This is a genomic window from Actinoplanes sp. NPDC023936, assembly GCF_040639325.1.
GTDB lineage: Bacteria > Actinomycetota > Actinomycetes > Mycobacteriales > Micromonosporaceae > Actinoplanes.
Window position 1 is genome coordinate 102,064 of sequence record NZ_JBEZZR010000020.1, and the last position, 17,623, is coordinate 119,686.

The window sequence follows — 17,623 nt, forward strand, 5'->3', positions numbered from 1 at the left end:
GACTAGGATCGAAGCCCATGGACGCCTTGGACTTCACCGGCCGCTCGGTGGTCGTCACCGGCGGCACCCGCGGCCTCGGCGCCGCCATCGCCCGCGCCTTCCGTGCCGCCGGCGCGCGGGTCCTGGTCTGCGGCCGCAACCAGCCGGACGCGCCAGAGGACTTCTTCCGGGCCGACGTGCGCGACCCCTACCAGGCGGCCGCGTTCATCGCCGAGGCGGTGCGCCGGCACGGTCGGCTCGACGTGGTCGTCAACAACGCCGGCGGCGGCCCGCAGGTCTTCGCCGACGCGGCCTCGCCCCGGCTGCACGCCGCGGTCATCGATCTGAACCTGGTCGCGCCGCTGCACGTGGCGCAGGCGGCGAACGCGGCGATGCGCGGCCAGCCGGGCGGCGGGGTGATCCTGATGATCAGCAGTGTGAGCGGGATCCGTCCCTCGCCGGGGACCGCCGCCTACGGCGCCGCCAAAGCCGGTCTGCTCCATCTGGCCGCCTCGCTCGCGGTGGAGTGGGGCCCGAGGGTACGGGTGAACAGCCTCATCGTGGGTCCGGTCGGTGACGACGCCGCGGCCGCCGGCACGGTTCCCCTGGGCCGGGCCGCCACACCCGAGGACGTGGCCGGCGCCTGCCTGCTGCTGGCGTCGCCGCTGGCCGGTTACGTGAGCGGGGCCGCGCTCGCGGTGCACGGCGGCGGCGAGTGGCCGGCGTACCTGGCGGAGCTGCGGCCCGGGGCGTACATTCCCGAGAAGTAGAACGGGTTCTAGTTGGAGGTGCGCGGTGGTCCTCTCGATCAAGTCCAAGCGCGACGAGCTCGGCATCTCCACGGGTGAGTTGCTCATCGGCGGCGCCTGGCGCCCGGCCGCCGACGGGCGCACCTGGGTGCACCCGCATCCGGCCACCGGTGAGGAGGTCGGCGCGTTCGCGGTCGCCACCGCGGGCGACGTGGACGCCGCGGTGCGGGCGGCGCGCCGGGCTTTCGACGAGGGGCCGTGGCCGCGTACCCGGGCGAAGGAGCGCATCCGGGTGCTCCGCCGGATCGCCGACGCGATCCGCGCCGACGCCACCGCCCTGCAGGCGACGCAGTCCCTCGACAACGGAGTGCCGATCAGCTTCGGCGAGACCTACGCCATGTCGATCGAGTGTGTGGCCGACGTCTTCGAGCACCACGCCGGCTGGGTCGACAAGCTCGGCGGCGAGACGCTCCCCGGCTATCAGGGCGGCGACCACCTGGTGCTCACCCTGCGGGAGCCGGTCGGGGTGGTCGCCGCGATCATCCCGTGGAACGGCCCGCTGCTGCTGGCCGCGCAGAAACTCGCCCCGGCCCTGGCGACCGGCTGCACCGTGGTGCTCAAGCCGAGTGAGTACGCGACGTTCGCCGCCCTGCGCCTGGCCCGGATCGTCGAGGCGGCCGGGCTGCCGGAGGGTGTGCTCAACGTGGTGACCGGGCCCGGCGAGCCGACCGGCGACGCGCTGATCAACCACCCGCTCGTCGACAAGATCACGTTCACCGGCAGCCGGGCCGTCGGGCAGCGGGTGCTCGCCGCCGCGGCGACCGGGGTGAAACGGACCAGCCTGGAGCTCGGCGGCAAGAGCCCGTCGCTGGTCTTCGCGGACGCCGACGTCTACGCGGCCGCCGCCACCACGATGGGCACGGTGACATTGGGCCTCTCCGGTCAGGCGTGCGTGGCGCACACCCGCGCGCTGGTCCACCGCGATGTCTACGACGACTTCCTGGCGGTCGCCGAGGGGATGGCCGCGCTCGTCAACTACGGCGACCCGTTCCACCCGGAGACCACGGCCTCTCCACTGATCAACGAGCGGCAGATGAACCGGGTCCTCGGCTACATCGAGCGGGGAAAGGCCGAGGGCGCCCGGCTCGTGGTCGGCGGCGGGCGGCCGGACGGCGAGCTGGCGGCCGGCAACTTCGTGATGCCGACGGTCTTCGCCGACGTCAGCAACGACGCCACGATCGCCCGGGAGGAGATCTTCGGTCCGGTGCTGGCGGTGGTGCCGTTCACCGACGAGGAGGAGGCGGTGCGCCTGGCGAACGACACGACGTACGGGCTGGCCGCCACGGTCTGGACCAGTGACGTGAAGCGGGCGATGCGGCTGGTCAAGGCAGTGCGCGCCGGAACCGTCGGGGTCAACGGGTACCAGCTGGAGCCGCACGTGGCCTTCGGCGGCTTCGGGCAGTCCGGGCTGGGCCGGGAGGGTGGCCGCACGTCGATCGAGGCGTACACCGAGCTCAAGACCGTGCTGATCCCGACGACCGACGAGATGATGTAACCTCACGTTCCTAGACGACAGTCGTCTAGGAAGGTGGGTTGACGTGGAGAAGCTGCCCGGTGGGCTCGTGTCGGTGGCCGTCCCGATCCCGGACAACCCGCTGCGCTACACGCTGTCGTACCTGATCCCCGGCGACCACGGCCTGGTCGTCGTCGACCCGGGCTGGGACAGCGACGCGGGCTGGGACGCCCTCGTCGCCGGGCTGGAATTCGCCGGCGCCACCCCCGCCGATGTGACAGGTGTGGTGCTCACCCACGTCCACCCGGACCATCACGGGCTGACCGCCCGGCTGCGGGACGCGTCCGGCGCCTGGGTGGCCATGCACCCCGCCGAGCAGGCGTCGATGCTGCGCAACCGGGAGACCGCGCCGAGCCGCGCCCTCGGCGGCTGGATGCGCGCCCTGAACGTGCCGGAGGCCGAGGCCGGCGTGCTGCTCAGCACGTTCGGCAGCGAGGCGGACAGGCACTTCGCCGGGTTCGCCGACGCCGACGTGCTGCTCGAGGACGGCGACACGGTCCCGCTGCCCGGCCGCACCCTCCGGGCGATCTGGACGCCCGGCCACACCCCGGGCCACCTCTGCCTGCTGGAGCCGGACGCGCAGCTGCTGCTCACCGGCGACCACGTGCTGCCGCGGATCAGTCCCAACATCGGTCTGACGCTCAGCGGGTCCGACCCGCTGGGGCAGTACCTGGACTCGCTCGCCAAGGTGTCGGCCTACGACGACTGCGAGGCGCTGCCCGGCCACGAGCACCGGTTCCGGGGGATCGCTGACCGCTGTGCCGCGCTGACCGCGCACCACCACGAGCGGTGCGAGGAGATCGTGGCGACGGTGCGGCGGCTCGGCGCGCCGACGATCTGGGCGGTGGCCGCGGCGCTGACCTGGTCCCGGCCGTGGGAGCGGATCGGGCCGATGAAGGTCGGCGCGGTGGCGGAGACCGCGGCGCACGTGGAGCTGCTGGTGTCCGCCGGGCGGCTGAGCCGGTCAGCGGACGGTCACGTCACCGAGCTGAGCCCTCAGACCACCGATGTCAGCCCTCAGGTCACCGATGTCAGCCCTCAGGTCACTGATCTCAGCACGAAGTCGACGAGCTCCTCGGCGTACCTGTCGGCGCCGGCCGCCACCTGATCGCGCAGCCGGGCCGGCGCGACGAGGGCGTGGTTGAGCGCGCCCCCGCTGATCGTGTCGAGCAGCAGGGTCACGCTGGTGTCCGGGCCGAGCTGGCCGCGCTCGATGCCGCGCCGCACGATCGCGCGCGCCGCCGTGGCCTGCGACTGCAGGAAGCGGTCCAGGTGCTCCTGACCGGCCGGGACGCTCGCCGCCTCGACGGTCAGCCGCAGCAGCGCGCCCCCGTCCTCGCCGAGGAACGCGTTCAGCACCTGGCGGGCCAGCGCCACCAGGTCGTCGCGGACCGACCCGGTGTCGATGTCCTTCACCCCGGACAGCCGGCCGGCCAGGGCCGCGACCAGCAGCGCCTCCTTGTTCGGCCAACGCAGATAGATCGACGCCTTGCCGACGCCGGCGCGCCGGGCCACCGCGTCCACCGAGAAGCCCGACCAGCCGTGCGCGCCGAACAGCTCGGCGGCGGCCCGGGTGATCCGCTCGTCGACCTCGGGGTCGCGCGGCCGCCCGGCCTGGGTTCCAGCAGACATCGGAGATCAGATTAGTCGAGCAGCTTGCGGTGGTCCCAGCTGACGACCCGGCGCGGCTCCACGACGTAGGCGGCACGCTTGCGGGCCGCGTGCGCGACGTACGCGTCGAGCGCGTCCCGCGGCACATCCGGCATCCGGGCCGCGATCAGCTTGCCCACCTCGGTCACCCCGGCCAGGTCGTCGATCCGGCGCACCACCCCGGCCACCTGCACGCCGCGCAGCTCGAAGTAGTCCTCGCCGTCCTCCACCAGATATGTCACCCGCTGATCGCGGGCCAGGTTCAGCGCTTTCTGCGACGACCGGTAGGTCCAGAAGGCGATCTCGCCGCCGCCGGCCAGCCCGAAGAACATCGTCACGAGGTGCGGGGTTCCGTCCGGATTGATCGTGGCGAGCTGCATCTTCCGCGCGGACGACAGAAGCCCGGTCACCTCGTCGTCGCTCATCGTCACCGTCTCGCGCTGCTTCACCGGGACTCCTCACCGAAGGTCGTATCGGCCAACGGTAATGTCTCAGCGCACACGAAGCCCGGTTCCGGCGGGTCCGCCGTGAAGACCGTGCTGAGCGCGGCGTCCAGCTCGTGCGCCGTCCAGTCGCCGGTCGCGGCGTGAAAACTGGCCCGCACGGTCGGCGGCCCGAGCACCGCGACCACGTCGCCGTGCACCACGAACACCTCGCCGGTGATCCGCTCACCGGCCGGACCGGCCAGGTGCAGCACCAGCGGGGTCACGTGCTGCGGGTCGAGCGGGTCGGGACCGCCCGGCGGCGGGCCCATCAGGTCGCTCGTCATCGCGGTGCGTGCGCGGGGGCAGATGACGTTCGCCCGCACGCCGTAGCGGGCGCACCCCCGCGCGGTGGCCAGCGTGAGAGCGACGATCCCGCCCTTGGCAGCCGCGTAGTTGGCCTGCCCCGCCGAGCCGAGAAGAAAGGCTTCCGATGCGGTGTTGACGATTCGAGCGTACGCGGGAAGCCCGTCCTTCTTGGATTTGTCCCTCCAGTACGCGGTGGCGAGCCGGGTCGTCACGAAGTGCCCGCGCAGGTGCACCCGGATCACCGTGTCCCACTCCTGCTCGCTCATCGCGAAGACCATCCGGTCGCGGAGCACTCCGGCGTTGTTGACCAGCACGTCCAGCCCGCCGAACCGCTCGACGGCGGTCGTCACGAGGGCCTCGGCGGTCGACCACTCGGCGACGTCGCCGGGACAGGCCACCGCCTCGCCCGCGGCGTCCCGGATCCGCTGCACGGTCTCGTCCAGCGCCGCTCCCGGCAGGTCGTTGAGCACGACCCGGTAGCCCGCGGCCGCCAGCGCTGTCGCCTCGGCCGCACCGAGCCCCTGGCCGGCGCCCGTCACGATGGCTGTCCTGGTGGTCATCTCAGTAACCCGGCCCGCTCAGCAACCCGCCGTCCGCCAGGAACTCGGCGCCGGTCGTGTAGGAGGAGTCGTCCGACGCGAGGAACGCGACCAGCCGGGAGATCTCCACCGGCTCGGCGAAGCGGGCGATCGGCAGCGCCTTGAGGAACCCGCTGCCGTCCACACCGGCCATGGTCTGCGCGGCAGCCAGCGCCATCGACGTCATCACGCCGCCCGGGTGCACCGAGTTGACCCGGATGCCGAACGGCCCGAGCTCCTGCGCGGCCGACCGGGTCAGCCCGCGCACACCGAACTTGCTGGCGCTGTACGCGGCCAGCCCGGCCGCCCCGGCGATCCCCTCGATCGACGAGATGTTGACGATCGAGCCGCCACCGGCGGCACGCATCACCGGGACGACCTGCCGGATGCCGAGCCAGGAGCCGACCAGGTTCACGTCGAGGACGTGCCGGAACTCCTCCGGGTCCATCTCGGCGACCGGCGCGTGCCGCAGGATCCCGGCGTTGTTCACCAGCACGTCGACCCCGCCGTACGCGCTGGTCGCGGCGTCGACCGCAGCCGCCCAGTCATCGGCGCTCGTCACGTCGTGCCGCACGAACACGCCACCGACCTCCTCGGCGACCCGCCGCCCCTTCTCCTCCAGCACGTCACCGATCACGACGCGCGCGCCCTCGGCGGTGAAGTGCCGGGCATGCGCCTTCCCCATGCCCCGGGCCCCACCGGTGATCAGCGCGACCTTGCCGTCGAGCCGCCCCATCGCGCCTCCCGCGGGTGAGAACCAAACGCTTGCTTGGTTCCTCACCCTAGCCCGGCAGTCAAGGCGCGATTGTTTAGTCCGAGCTATAGTCGTGTCCATGCCGGAAGGTTCGCCGCGCCGCTGGTCGATCAAGACCACCGGGGACGTCCGCGAGTGGTGCGAGCGCTGCGCCAGTCGGATCCCGAGGCCTACCGATCAGTGAACGTCGCCCTCGACATGCTCGCTGAGACGGGGCCCGGTCTTGGGCGTCCGTTGGTCGACACCTTGCAGCGGTCGAGTATCGGCAACCTCAAGGAGTTGCGGCCTCGATCCGGCCGCGACGTCGCGATTCGCATATTGTTCGTGTTCGACCCATGGTCACAAGCGGTGTTGCTGGTGGCCGGGAACAAGGCCGGTGCCTGGGCCCGGTGGTATAAGACAGCGATTCCGCTCGCCGAAGCGGCATATGGCGGTTGGCTTGCTGTGGAGACGAAACGGAGGGAGAACTCATGAGCGAGTTCCATGACTGGGATGACCTCCGTGCGGAGCTGCACGACGGGAACGACGATGCTCTGGCGGTCGAACGGGCTCGGACCGAGGCGTGGGTCAGCGCGTTTCACCTGGCCGAGGAGCGTAAGCGGCTCGGCTTGACGCAGCGCCAGGTCGCCGAACTTATGGGTGTCTCCCCGGGGCGGGTCAGTCAGATCGAGAACGGCGACCTCGACGTCAACGAGGTGGCCACGCTGAGCCGATACGCGCGGGCGCTGGGCGCCCGGATGCGGATCATCTTCGACTACGGCAACGACCTGCGGCAGATCGCCTGAGGCGGCGCCGGCCGGCGGTCAGCGGGCGGTGATGCCGTCGAACAACAGGCGGAGCAGGCCGTCGACGATCTGCTCGTCGGTCCAGGCGTTCTTGGACTGGGCCCACGACGTGGGGATCCAGAGGATGTCGCGGAGCAGCCGGTAGGTGAGGCGGGTGTCCAGGTCGGCTCGGAAGAGGCCGGTCTGCCTGCCGCGGTCCAGCTGGTCGATCCAGGTCTGCTCGATCTCCTTCATGGCGGTTCGCAGGTAGGCGAAGCGGGGCTGGGCGCTGAAGTACGTCCAGTCGTTCTGCAGCATGGTCAGCGCCGCCCGGTGCCGGCTCAGCGTGGCGGTGCTGGACCGCACGATCTGTTCGATTGCGGTGCGCGGGTCCGGCTCGGTGGCCGCCGCGCGGTAGCCGGCCAGGACGTCGTCGAGGAATGCGCTGAGCAGCTCGTCGCCGATCGACTCCTTGGAGTCGAAGTGGTGGTAGAGGCTGCCGGAGAGGATGCCCGCCGCGTCCGCGATCTCCCGGACGGTGGTGGCCCGGAAGCCCTTCTCGGCGAACAGGTCACCGGCGAGCTGGACCAGGTGCGTCCGCCGCTCGGAATTTCTCGGAGTCGTCACCGGGCCATTATGCGTGCCACCCAAACGCTTGCTTGGTGCACCTCGCATGACTAGCGTAGAACGCGTTCTAATTTTCGAGGGGGTGCCGGGATGCGCGCGGCGGTTCTGCACACGATCGGGGACGAGAAACTCGACATCCGGGACGACGTGGCGGTCCTCGGGCCCGGCCCCGGCGAGGTGCGCCTGCGGGTGCGCGCCTCCGGCGTCTGCCACTCCGACCTGTCCGCGCTGAACGGCGCGCTGCCACAACCGGTGCCGGCGGTGCTCGGCCACGAGGCGGCCGGCGACGTCATCGAGGTGGGCGACGGGGTGGACGACCTGACGCCCGGCGACCGGGTGGCGGTGAACTGGCTGCCCGCCTGCGGCACGTGTGCGCACTGCCGGCGTGGCGAGACCTATCTGTGCATGACGCACGTGATGGCCGGCTACGTGATGCCCCGCTTCACCGCCGGCGACCTGCCGATCTTCGGGATGGCCGGCTGCGGCGCGTTCGCCGAGGAGATGGTGGTGCCCCGGGCCGGCGCCGTGCGGATCGGCGACGACGTGCCCTACGAGGTGGCCGCCCTGATCGGCTGCGGTGTCACGACCGGCGTGGGCGCGGTGATCAACACGGCGCGGGTGCGGCCCGGCGACACGGTCGTGGTGATCGGGTGCGGGGGTGTCGGCATCGCCGCGGTGCAGGGCGCCCGGGTGGCCGGCGCGGCCGTGATCGTCGCGGTGGACACGGTGGCGGCCCGGCACGAGACGGCCCGGCGGTTCGGCGCCACCCACAGCTGCGATCCGGACCAGCTCGGCGACCTGTCCACCGAGGTCACCGGCGGCGAGGGGTTCGACTACGCGTTCGACGTGGTGGCCGTGCCGCAAACCCTGCGCACCGCGTGGACGGCCTGCCGCCGGGGCGGATCCGTGGTCGTGGTCGGTGCCGGGCGGGCCGACCAGTTCATCGAGTTCAGCCCGTTCGAGCTGCTCTTCGAGGGAAAGACGATCATTCCTTCGCTGTACGGGTCGGCGGACCCGCCCCGTGACTTCGGGCGGCTGCTGGCGCTGTGGCGAGCCGGCCGGCTCGACATCGAGGGCATGATCAGCCGGCGGATCCGGCTCGATCAGGTCGGTGACGCGCTGGCGTCGCTCGGCAGCGGCGAACTGATCCGCCAAGTGATCGTGCACGACTGATGCGCCGGGCTCACTGATGCGCCGGGATTCCTGATGCGACTGGGCATCCAGATCGGCTACAGCGGTCAGGGATTCGCCGACGCGGTCGACGAGGTCTGCGACTGCGAGGAGGCCGGGGCCGAGCTGGTCGTGGTTCCCGAGGCGTACAGCTTCGACGCGGTCAGTCAGCTGGGCTTCCTCGCGGCCCGGACACGGCGGATGGGGCTCGCCTCCGGGGTGATGCAGCTCTTCACGCGCACCCCGACGCTCACGGCGATGACCGCGGCCGGCATCGACTATGTCTCCGGCGGCCGGTTCGCGCTCGGACTCGGCGCGTCAGGTCCACAGGTGATCGAGGGGTTCCACGGGGTGCGGTATAACGCTCCGATAGCCCGTACCAGGGAGGCTGTGGAAATCTGTCGCAGGGTGTGGCGGCGCGAGACGCTGGTCTTCGAGGGCGACCACTACCGGGTGCCGCTGCCGGGGGAGTACGGGAAGCCGCTCAAGCTGATCAACCGGCCGGTGCGGTCACGGATCCCGGTGCTGCTGGCCGCGATGGGACCGCGCAACGTGGCGCTGGCCGCGGAGATCGCCGAGGGGTGGCAGGCGCTCTTCTTCGATCCGCGCGCCGCCCGCCGGGTGTTCGGCGACGCGCTCGCCGACGGACTCGCGAGGCGTGATCCCGCGCTGGGTCCGCTGGACGTCTCGGTGCCCGTACCCTTTGCTCTCGCGGAAGCGACACCCGCGCTGCTCAGCGCGCATCGGGCGCAGCTCGCGCTCTACCTCGGCGGGATGGGCGCCCGGGGGCGCAACTTCTCCAACGATCTGATCAAACGGTACGGGTACCCGCGCGAGGCCTCGCTGATCCAGGATTTGTTCCTGAGCGGACGGAAGGCGGAGGCCGCGGCCGCGGTGCCGGACGATCTCGTCGCGGCCACGTCGCTGGTGGGGTGCCCGGACGACGTGCGGCGCCGCCTCGACGAGCTGGAAGCCGCCGGGGTGACGACGCTGCTGGTGTCGCCACTGGCCGCCACCCGGGCCGAGCGGGTGAAGGACGTCGCGGCGCTGCGCTCCCTCCTGGCTTAGAAGAAACCCCCGTCGATCATGTCCGACGCCGTCTTCCACCAGGGCGTCGAGCCGATCGTGTCGGTTCCCTGTGCGCCCGCCATGAGCCTGCGGATTCTCCGGAATGCCGGGAAACGCCCGCTTAGGGTGAGCCCCATGAGAATTCCGAAGAACCTGACGAAACGGGTTGCCGTGGCCGCGTCGCTCGCCGCCGGTCTCGCCGCGCCGGTGGCCGTGCCGATGGTGAGCCCCGCGGCTGCCGCGCCGGCGCCGTCCGTCGCGGTGCCGCCACCGCCGGAGCCGGTGGTGGCGCAACTCGCCGAGGCGCTGCTGACCGAGAAGGATCTGGGAAAGGGGTGGGCGGCCTTCGACGGGGAGCTGATGGACGACGCGCTGCCGGGGATGCTGGAGCCGGGCATGAAGGGTGGGGATCCGTGCACGGTTCCGGAGTCGCCGCCGCTCAAGGACGTGGTCGAGCCGCCGAAGGGCAAGCCCGATCCGGCCGGCCCGTCGCCGGTGAAGGGGAAGCCGCCGGTCGGCGGCCGGTCCGGGGACGAGGTGAGCCTTGAGTACGCGGCCTTCCTCAAGGACGCCGAAGGATCGATGCTCCTCGAGACCATCGCGGGCACCGGCAGCAAGCGGGCTCGCACACTCGTCGAGGACACCCGGGAGATGCTGAAGCGCTGTCCCACGATCCGGACCACGTCGCTGACGATGACGATGTCGCCGCTGACGAAGTTCCCGAAGCTGGGTGACGACTCGCAGGCGATCGACTTCGTGGCCACGGTGAAGGACGGTGCGGTGGAGATCGCCGTACCCGGCAAGATGTCCGTCGTCGCGGTCGACGAGGTCTATCTGACCGTGACACTGGTCGGCGCGGAGGAGCCCGAGCGCGGCGACCTGAAGAAGTTCACGAAGCGCGCCCTGCACAAGATCGACAAGGTCCTCTGAAATATTGAGATGCTCCGTGGTGATCGCTTCCGTAGGCTCTGGAGCAGAGGCCTAGCCCGGGCATACTTCGCCACTCACTTTTAATGAAAAAGCCCGGGCACTCTCCTCATTGTCGGCGTCGCATCGCGGCGCCGATTTCAATTCTGTGGCGAGCGGGGGTGCACATGGATGCGCTGGAACGTATCGGATTCGACCGCCTGGGACTGGTCGTGACGCCGAGGTGTGTCGCCACGCCCGCCGTGTCCGCGCCGCTGCTCGCCGAGTTCGCGCACGCCGGCGTGCGGTTCGCCAACCCGGAGGAGATCACCGACGGCCTGGCCGGGCCGCACCGCGAGCTGATCGCGCACATCCGGGCCAAGCGCGGCGACAAGGGTACGTACGCGCCGCTGTTCCGTGGTTTCCCGGAGCGGCTGCCGCAGTACGACGACGCGGCGTTCCGGTTCGTGATGGCGCGGGTCCGCCTTCTCACCGGCGACGACGACTGGGAGCGGGCTCTGGACTTCAGCCGTTTCGACTGGTGGCCGGCCTCCTCGATCCCGCAGGACGAGGCCCGTTCCGCCGCCGACCGGCGCGCGCAGGCGATGCTGCCCCGCGACAGCCGGATCGAGTGGATCACCGTGCGCCTGGTCGGCCGGCCGGAGCTGGAGGAGCGGCTGACCGCCTGGATGCGGGACTGCTTCACCAGCGCGGCGTCGCTGCGCGAGGACGTGCGCAGCGACCTCGGCGTGCTGGTGAACCTGCTCGGGGTGGACGGCATCGAGATCGCCGACGTCCGGTTCCGGGAGAACCGCACGCTGCTGTTCGAGCTGCTCTGGACGCTTGACCGCCGGCGCCTGCCGTACACCGGCGCCACGCCGGACGACCTGCTGCGCCTGTTCGCGGCGCTGACCGGTGGCGACATCAGCCTCGCCGGGCCGATCAGGTTCCCGCGCCTGTCCCGCGCCGACCGCCGCATCGTGATCAACATGCTTGAGGCGAGCGACCGGCTCGGCGACGTCTTCCGCCGGCGCGGCCTGTGGCTGGCGATCGACCGGGGCCTGCACGTCGGCGAGTTCCGCGCGCCTCGGGTGCGTGACACGTTCGCGCTGCTGCGGGAGACCCGCCACGACTACACGGCGTTCCCGTCCCGGTTCGAGCGGACGCTCGCCCGCGACCACACCGCCGCGGTGCGCCTCGCCGCTGCCGAGGCGCCCGGCCTGCTCGGCCGGGGCCTGCGCCGGCTGGCCGCCCTCGCGGGCGGCGACGACGAGCGGGCCGCGCTGGTCGGCGCGATCGCCGAGGCCGGCGAGCGGATCCCGCTGCGGGTGCTGCTGGCTGCCCGGGCACAGCTCGCTGACAACGGCCGCACGTACCCCCGCGTGGTCTTCGGCAAGGACGGCTCGTCGCTGCCGATCGTGCGGGAGCCGGGCCACCTCGCCGTGCCGAAGGACTTCCGCGCGGCGCTGCTGGCCGCGATCGACAGCGCGGTGGACGCGCGGATCGCGGCGAAGGGTGACTGGTCCGCCGAGACCGTCTGGATCGAGCCGGGCCTGGACCGCCTGCTGCTGCCGGACCAGCTGCGTGCCACCGCGCAGGGCCTGATCCAGGTGGAACGCGGCAGCCGGCTGCCGGTCGGTGACGCCGCGGTGGTGCGGCTGTTCGTGCACTGGCGTGAGGCCGGCGAGCGCAGCGACCTCGACCTGTCGTGCGTGGCGCTGGACGAGCGGTTCCGGATCGTCGACCAGGTCTCCTGGACGAACCTCGGCAACGGGGTGATGACGCACTCCGGCGACCTCACGTCGGCGGAGAACGGCGCCGAGGAGTTCCTCGACATCGACCTGGCCAAGGCGATCAAAATAGGTCGCAAGCGGGGATGGCGCTACCTGGTGCCGGTGATCTTCCGCTATGCCGGGCCGACGTTCGAGGCGCTCGCCGAGGCGTACACCGGATGGATGCTGCGCACCGACGCGACGAGCCGCAACCGGGTGTTCGACCCGGCCACGGTGGCGAACGCGTTCCCGCTGACCGGGCGTAAGCGGTATGCCGTGCCGATGCTGCTCGACCTGGAGAGCGGCGAGGTCCTCTATGTCGACGTCTACCTGAACGCGCCGCCGCGCGCCCGGGTGGAGAAGGACAGCCAGGACGTGGCGCTGCTGGTGGCGGCGGTCGCGGCCCGCCGCCGGACGAAGGTGAACATCGCGGCGCTGGCGCTGACCCATGTGTTCTCCCGCGGCGCGACGCTTGTCGACGACCCGGCAAAGGCGACGATCACTTTCGGTACGGGGGAGGGCCGCACCTATGACGTGCTGCGCCCCGAGAAGCTGCTCGCCGACCTCCTCTGAGCCACGGCGGTTTCCGGGCATTCAACCTAGATTCCTAGGACGCCGGGAGCTGCGGAGGCCGCGGTCATGCCCGGCGCACCGGAGCGGCGGTCCCGCCCTGAGCGGGGTCCCACCTTTGAGCCGGGAACGGCAGCCACGCGGGTGAGCCGGTGCGCGTAGTCAGGGCCCGTCATCGGGCAATGCCACTCAACTTAAGTTGGTCACCCGGATCGCCCCGTCGCCCGCTGGGTGAAGGAGTCGCCGGGTCTACGTCCGGGCGGCTCATCGAACCCAGCCCGCGTCACGATGGGTGACTGTCTACGGGGAGCGCTACGGGGTGTGCGGCATTCTGCGGGGCCTCCCACGTCTGCGGCTTTCCGCGAAGTGCCGTCTCTATCCCGGATGCCGCTCGCTGAGTGGCGGCCACCGCGCCGAACGGTGCCGCGTGCCCGAATTCCACACGCTCCGTGCGGACGTCGGCCCATCGTGGGGAGTTTCGGCGCTTCGCGGGCCTCGCTTGGTGGTAGATCGTGGAGCGCCGAAGGTCGGCTGGCGCTCAGCGTTGCCCTGCCAGCGTGTGAGAGCACTGCTAGCCAGCTGGCCGGGATGAGCTGGCTCCCGGTGCTGTCCAGAGGGTGCTTCAGCAGCACTGACCACCAGCCGGACCAGCCGGCTCCCCGTGCTGTCGGGCGTGTTGAGTTCGGGTCCGCTCCGCGCCCGAACTTCACACGCTGCGCGGGGCGCCGGCTGCGTGGGGAGTTGTGGTGCGGATTGGACCCGAACTTCACACGCTGCGCGGGGAGCCGGCTGCGTGGGGAGTTGTGGTGCGGATTGGACCCGAACTTCACACGCTGCGCGGGGCGCCGGCTGCGTGGGGAGTTGTGGTGCGGAGCGGGCCCGAACTTCACACGCTGCGCGGGGCGCCGGCTGCGTGGGGAGTTGTGGTGCGGAGCGGACCCGAACTTCACACGGTGTGGGGTTGCCTGGAGGAAAAGCGGTACCACGCCGGGGTGTACGGGATTCCACGGTGCTCTACGCGCACCTCGTGGGCAGCCGGCGCTCAACGCGTACGCAGGCCTGCTCTTCTGATCGTCGCTATTCGATCCAGACGACTTCGATGTGCGTGGGGTCGTCGTGGTCGGTGACGCAGCGGAACGTGGCGCCGGGGCGGACCACCGCGGCCTGCGCCGAGGTGAGCGCCTTGCGCACTGTCGCGTCGTAACCGGGTGAGCCGTCGTCGGGCTGCACGTGCAGGTCGACCTGGTAGACGTTGTCGTTGTCGAACGTCACGTTGGTGACCGTGACTGATCGGACCGTCGCGGTGCAGGGGCGGCCGGCCGTGATGTGCCCGTCGCCGATCTCGTCGGCGTCGATGAGGCGGCTCGTCAGCCAGGCGATGCCGCCGACGACGCCGAGGGTCAGGGCGAGGATGCTCATGGGCAGCAGCCAGCTCAGGTAACGCTGTCGCCTCATCCGGTCTCTCCCCGTTCGTGCCAGGTTCTTCGCAGCCTTTCACCCGCCGTCGCAGGCGTGTCCGGGGCTCGCAGGTCGGAGCGTAATGGGGTTTCCTGGAGGAAAGCTGCGCCCGCGCTCATGCCGGTCGGACACGGGCGGCACAGGACATTCATAGGCTCCGCTGTTTGCATGGTGCCAAGCAATCGGCACATTGCGGAGGAAACGTGAGTTCAACGTATCAGGGGCGCCGCCTTCCGAATCCGGACGAGGAGGTGTTCGACCAGGGGCTCGGCTTCGACCTCGGCACTCTGCTGGGCCGCCGGCAGGTCCTGCGCGCGTTCGGCGTCGGCGCGGCCGCCCTCGGGCTCGCGGCGTGCGGCACCGAGTCGTCGGATTCCGCCTCGCCGGCGTCGTCGTCGAGCGCCTCGGCCGGGGAGATCCCGGACGAGACCGCCGGTCCGTATCCCGGCGACGGGTCGAACGGGCCGGACGTGCTGGAGCAGAGCGGGGTCGTCCGCAGCGACATCCGCTCCAGCTTCGGTGATTCCACGACTACGGCGGAGGGCGTACCGATGACCCTCGAACTGCAGGTCAAGGACCTGGCCAACGGCGGTGCGGCGTTCGCCGGGGCGGCCGTCTACGTGTGGCACTGTGACCGGGCCGGCGGGTACTCGATGTACTCCGACGGCCTCACCGAGGAGAACTACCTGCGCGGCGTGCAGATCGCCGACGACTCCGGGAAGGTCACGTTCACCAGCATCTTCCCGGCCTGCTACACCGGCCGGTGGCCGCACGTCCACTTCGAGGTCTACCCGAGCCAGGCGGACATCACCGACTCGGCGAAGGCGATCGCGACCTCGCAGGTGGCGCTGCCGAAGGACACCTGCGAGACGGTCTACCAGCAGGCCGGGTACGAGGCGTCGGTCACGAACCTGGCGCAGGTCACGCTGGACAGCGACAACGTGTTCGGCGACGACAGCGGCGCGAGCCAGCTGGGTACCGTGACCGGCGACGTGAGCAGCGGTTACGCGGTGTTCCTGTCGGTGGGCGTGGACACCCGGACGACGCCTGTCGCGGGCGCGGCTCCGGCCGGTGGCGGCGGGCCGGACGGTGGCGGGCCGGATGGTGGCGGGACTCCGCCGTCGGGGGCTCCGGGTGGTGGCGGCCCGGGTGGCACGCCGCCGTCCGGGGCTCCGGGCGGTGCGGGGACGCCGCCGAGCGGTGCGCCGCCGGCGGTCTGACCGTCCGTTTCCGACCATCGCAGCGCCGCGCGGAGCCGACTCCGCGCGGCGCTGACGTATTGACAATTGTCGCTGAAAACGATCCTCTGACGAGTGGTCATCCACGTCTTGGAGGTGGGTTCGATGCGGCGGCTCAGCACCCTGCTCGTTGCGGCGGTGGTCACGACGGCGGCCTTCACCGGCCCGGCGGACGCCGGCGGTGGCGGTGGCGGGGCGGGCGGTGGCGGCTCAGCCTGGGTGGGCACCTGGAGCACAGCGGTGACCGGTGCCGCGCTGCCGCCGCAGCCCGCGACGGTCTTCCAGGATCAGACGCTGCGGCAGATCGTGCACGTCAGCACCGCCGGCAGCGAGCTGCGGGTCCGGCTGTCGAACGAGTACGGCACCGAGCCGCTCGTGGTCGGCGAGGCCCGGGTGGCCCGTCGTCCGGCCGGGGCCACCGGCTCGGAGATCGTGCCCGGCTCCGACCGCCCGCTGCGGTTCGGCGGCCGGGGATCGATCTCGATCCCGCCCGGCGCGCCGGCGCTCAGCGACACGGTGCGGCTCTCCGTTCCGGCGCTCTCCGACCTGGTGATCAGCATCTATCTGCCCGGCCGCACACCCGCGTCGACGGTGCACGGCTCGGCGTTCCAGCGCAACTTCGTCGCGGCCGGCAACGTCACCCGGGCGGCCGCGCTCAGCGGGGCGACCGAGACGACGTCCTGGCACTTCCTGTCCGGGGTGAGCGTGACAGGTCCGGCCCGGTCCGGCGCCGTGGTGGCGTTCGGCGACTCGATCACCGACGGCGCGATCACCACCGTCGACGCCAATCACCGCTGGCCGGACTTCCTGGCGCGCCGGCTGCAGGCCGACCGGTCGTCGCGACACCTCGGCGTGCTGAACAAGGGCATCGGCGGCAACCGGATCCTGCACGACGGCAACACGCTGCCGGACACGCCGTTCGCCGGGATCGGCCCGCTTTTCGGTGACAGCGCGCTGAGCCGGTTCGATCGAGACGTGGCCGCGCAGCCGGGCGTCCGGTACGTGGTGGTGCTGCTCGGGATCAACGACATCGGCCAGCCCGGCTCGACGTCGCCGGTCTCCGAGACGGTGAGCGTCGAGGAGTTGATCGGCGGGTACCGGCAGATGATCGCCCGGGCGCACGAGCGCGGCCTGCTGATCTACGGCGCGACGCTGACGCCGTTCGCGGACACCACGATTCCCGGGTACTACAGCGCCGCCAACGAGGCGAAGCGCCAGGCGGTGAACGCGTGGATCCGGTCCAGCGGGGAGTGGGACGCGGTGATCGACTTCGACCGGGCGGTGCGGGATCCGGCTCAGCCGCTGCGCATGCTGCCGGCGTACGACAGCGGCGATCACCTGCACCCGAACGACGCCGGGATGCAGGCGATGGCCGAGGCGATCCCGCTGCGGCTCTTCACCCGCAGCGCCGCCGCCGTGCCCGCCTTCTAGAGGACCTTCGTGCCGTACATCTCGCCGAGGGGGTCCGCGATCAGCTCGATGCGGGCCCCGTCGGGGTCCTGGAAGTAGACCGAGACGCCGCTGTGGACGGCGTGCTCCACCCCGGCCTCGGCGAGCCGGGCGACGAGGGTGTCCCAGCGGGCCGGGTCGACCGAGATGGCCATGTGGTGCAGGCCGCCGAGGACCTCCGCGTACGGGCCGAGGCCGAGCCCGGGCAGGTCGAAGAAGGCCAGCAGGTTGCCGTTGCCGATGTCGAAGAAGAAGTGTGACGAGCCGGGGTAGTCGCGGTTCTCGATCAGCTCGGTGAGCGGGAAGCCGAGCAGATCCTGGTAGAACCGGACGGTGCGCTCGACGTCACCGCTGATCAGCGCGGTGTGGTGCAGCCCGCGGGCGGTGGAGGCGGGCCGGTCGGCCGCCGGGCGCAGGTAGGCGTCGCGGATGCGGTGGCGATCCGCTTCGAGCTTCGCGAGGTCGGTGTCGCTCATGGGTACGAGCTTGCCCTGCCCGGGCCGGTGGGCGGAAGGTTTCCCGCGGGT

Annotated in this window: 18 protein-coding genes; 11 read left to right on the top strand and 7 right to left on the bottom strand. The window is 71.3% G+C overall.

The annotated features are described in order from the left end of the window. Positions 1–17 precede the first annotated feature (17 nt). From AB0F72_RS24730 to AB0F72_RS24740, 3 genes are read left to right on the top strand one after another with little or no spacing between them, the layout of a single operon-like run. Complete coding sequence (locus tag AB0F72_RS24730; RefSeq protein WP_360435508.1) at positions 18–749, top strand: SDR family oxidoreductase; 732 nt, start codon at positions 18–20, stop codon at positions 747–749. Positions 750–774: 25 nt separating this feature from the next. Next, positions 775–2,283 (top strand): aldehyde dehydrogenase family protein, encoded by a 1,509-nt coding sequence (locus AB0F72_RS24735; RefSeq protein WP_360435510.1) that lies wholly within the window; start codon positions 775–777, stop codon positions 2,281–2,283. Between the two features lie 43 nt (positions 2,284–2,326). Further along, positions 2,327–3,409: an MBL fold metallo-hydrolase gene (locus AB0F72_RS24740; RefSeq protein ID WP_360435512.1), complete on the top strand. Its 1,083-nt coding sequence runs from the start codon at positions 2,327–2,329 to the stop codon at positions 3,407–3,409. Here AB0F72_RS24740 and AB0F72_RS24745 read toward each other — a convergent pair. The 4 genes from AB0F72_RS24745 to AB0F72_RS24760 are packed head-to-tail and all read right to left on the bottom strand — an operon-like array spanning position 3,340 to position 6,056. Beyond that, positions 3,340–3,933 (bottom strand): TetR/AcrR family transcriptional regulator, encoded by a 594-nt coding sequence (locus AB0F72_RS24745; protein WP_360435514.1) that lies wholly within the window; start codon positions 3,931–3,933, stop codon positions 3,340–3,342. The genes AB0F72_RS24740 and AB0F72_RS24745 overlap by 70 nt on opposite strands. Before the next feature lie 11 nt (positions 3,934–3,944). After that, positions 3,945–4,376 carry a pyridoxamine 5'-phosphate oxidase family protein gene (locus AB0F72_RS24750; protein ID WP_360435591.1) on the bottom strand — a complete coding sequence of 144 codons (432 nt, stop codon included), beginning with the start codon at positions 4,374–4,376 and terminating at the stop codon, positions 3,945–3,947. A gap of 20 nt (positions 4,377–4,396) precedes the next feature. Then, positions 4,397–5,302, bottom strand: a complete 906-nt coding sequence (locus tag AB0F72_RS24755) for an SDR family NAD(P)-dependent oxidoreductase (RefSeq protein ID WP_360435516.1) — start codon at positions 5,300–5,302, stop codon at positions 4,397–4,399. Between the two features lies 1 nt (position 5,303). Further along, positions 5,304–6,056 carry a glucose 1-dehydrogenase gene (locus tag AB0F72_RS24760; protein ID WP_360435518.1) on the bottom strand — a complete coding sequence of 251 codons (753 nt, stop codon included), beginning with the start codon at positions 6,054–6,056 and terminating at the stop codon, positions 5,304–5,306. Positions 6,057–6,209: 153 nt separating this feature from the next. Here AB0F72_RS24760 and AB0F72_RS24765 point away from each other — a divergent pair, with 153 nt between their 5' ends. Together AB0F72_RS24765 and AB0F72_RS24770 are read left to right on the top strand one after the other, a co-directional pair. Further along, positions 6,210–6,548, top strand: coding sequence for a type II toxin-antitoxin system RelE/ParE family toxin (locus AB0F72_RS24765; protein ID WP_360435520.1), 339 nt, complete (start codon positions 6,210–6,212; stop codon positions 6,546–6,548). Further along, positions 6,545–6,859, top strand: coding sequence for a helix-turn-helix transcriptional regulator (locus AB0F72_RS24770; RefSeq protein ID WP_360435522.1), 315 nt, complete (start codon positions 6,545–6,547; stop codon positions 6,857–6,859). Before AB0F72_RS24765 ends, AB0F72_RS24770 begins: the two co-directional genes overlap by 4 nt. An 18-nt stretch (positions 6,860–6,877) precedes the next feature. On the opposite strand, the gene AB0F72_RS24775 is transcribed toward AB0F72_RS24770, so the two are convergent. After that, positions 6,878–7,465 carry a TetR/AcrR family transcriptional regulator gene (locus AB0F72_RS24775; protein ID WP_360435524.1) on the bottom strand — a complete coding sequence of 196 codons (588 nt, stop codon included), beginning with the start codon at positions 7,463–7,465 and terminating at the stop codon, positions 6,878–6,880. 90 nt (positions 7,466–7,555) lie between these two features. Here AB0F72_RS24775 and AB0F72_RS24780 point away from each other — a divergent pair, with 90 nt between their 5' ends. The 4 genes from AB0F72_RS24780 (at position 7,556) to AB0F72_RS24795 (ending at position 12,954) form a co-directional block, all read left to right on the top strand. Beyond that, on the top strand, positions 7,556–8,638 hold the full coding sequence (locus AB0F72_RS24780) for an alcohol dehydrogenase catalytic domain-containing protein (protein WP_360435526.1): 1,083 nt from the start codon (positions 7,556–7,558) through the stop codon (positions 8,636–8,638). A 33-nt stretch (positions 8,639–8,671) separates the two neighbouring features. Further along, positions 8,672–9,703: an LLM class F420-dependent oxidoreductase gene (locus AB0F72_RS24785; RefSeq protein WP_360435528.1), complete on the top strand. Its 1,032-nt coding sequence runs from the start codon at positions 8,672–8,674 to the stop codon at positions 9,701–9,703. Positions 9,704–9,838: 135 nt separating this feature from the next. Then, positions 9,839–10,633 carry a hypothetical protein gene (locus tag AB0F72_RS24790; RefSeq protein WP_360435529.1) on the top strand — a complete coding sequence of 265 codons (795 nt, stop codon included), beginning with the start codon at positions 9,839–9,841 and terminating at the stop codon, positions 10,631–10,633. A gap of 164 nt (positions 10,634–10,797) precedes the next feature. Then, positions 10,798–12,954, top strand: coding sequence for a hypothetical protein (locus tag AB0F72_RS24795; protein ID WP_360435531.1), 2,157 nt, complete (start codon positions 10,798–10,800; stop codon positions 12,952–12,954). A 1,074-nt stretch (positions 12,955–14,028) separates the two neighbouring features. On the opposite strand, the gene AB0F72_RS24800 is transcribed toward AB0F72_RS24795, so the two are convergent. After that, complete coding sequence (locus AB0F72_RS24800; protein ID WP_360435533.1) at positions 14,029–14,406, bottom strand: hypothetical protein; 378 nt, start codon at positions 14,404–14,406, stop codon at positions 14,029–14,031. A 206-nt stretch (positions 14,407–14,612) separates the two neighbouring features. Between AB0F72_RS24800 and AB0F72_RS24805 the strand changes: the two genes are divergently transcribed. Then, a complete protein-coding gene (locus tag AB0F72_RS24805) occupies positions 14,613–15,629 on the top strand; it encodes a 3,4-dioxygenase subunit beta (RefSeq protein WP_360435535.1) in 1,017 nt (338 codons plus the stop codon). Between the two features lie 123 nt (positions 15,630–15,752). Next, positions 15,753–17,078 carry an SGNH/GDSL hydrolase family protein gene (locus AB0F72_RS24810; RefSeq protein ID WP_360435536.1) on the top strand — a complete coding sequence of 442 codons (1,326 nt, stop codon included), beginning with the start codon at positions 15,753–15,755 and terminating at the stop codon, positions 17,076–17,078. Here the strand turns inward: AB0F72_RS24810 and AB0F72_RS24815 are convergent. Further along, on the bottom strand, positions 17,075–17,572 hold the full coding sequence (locus tag AB0F72_RS24815; protein ID WP_360435538.1) for a VOC family protein: 498 nt from the start codon (positions 17,570–17,572) through the stop codon (positions 17,075–17,077). The two genes, AB0F72_RS24810 and AB0F72_RS24815, sit on opposite strands and share 4 nt — an antisense overlap. Between the last annotated feature and the right edge of the window lie 51 nt (positions 17,573–17,623).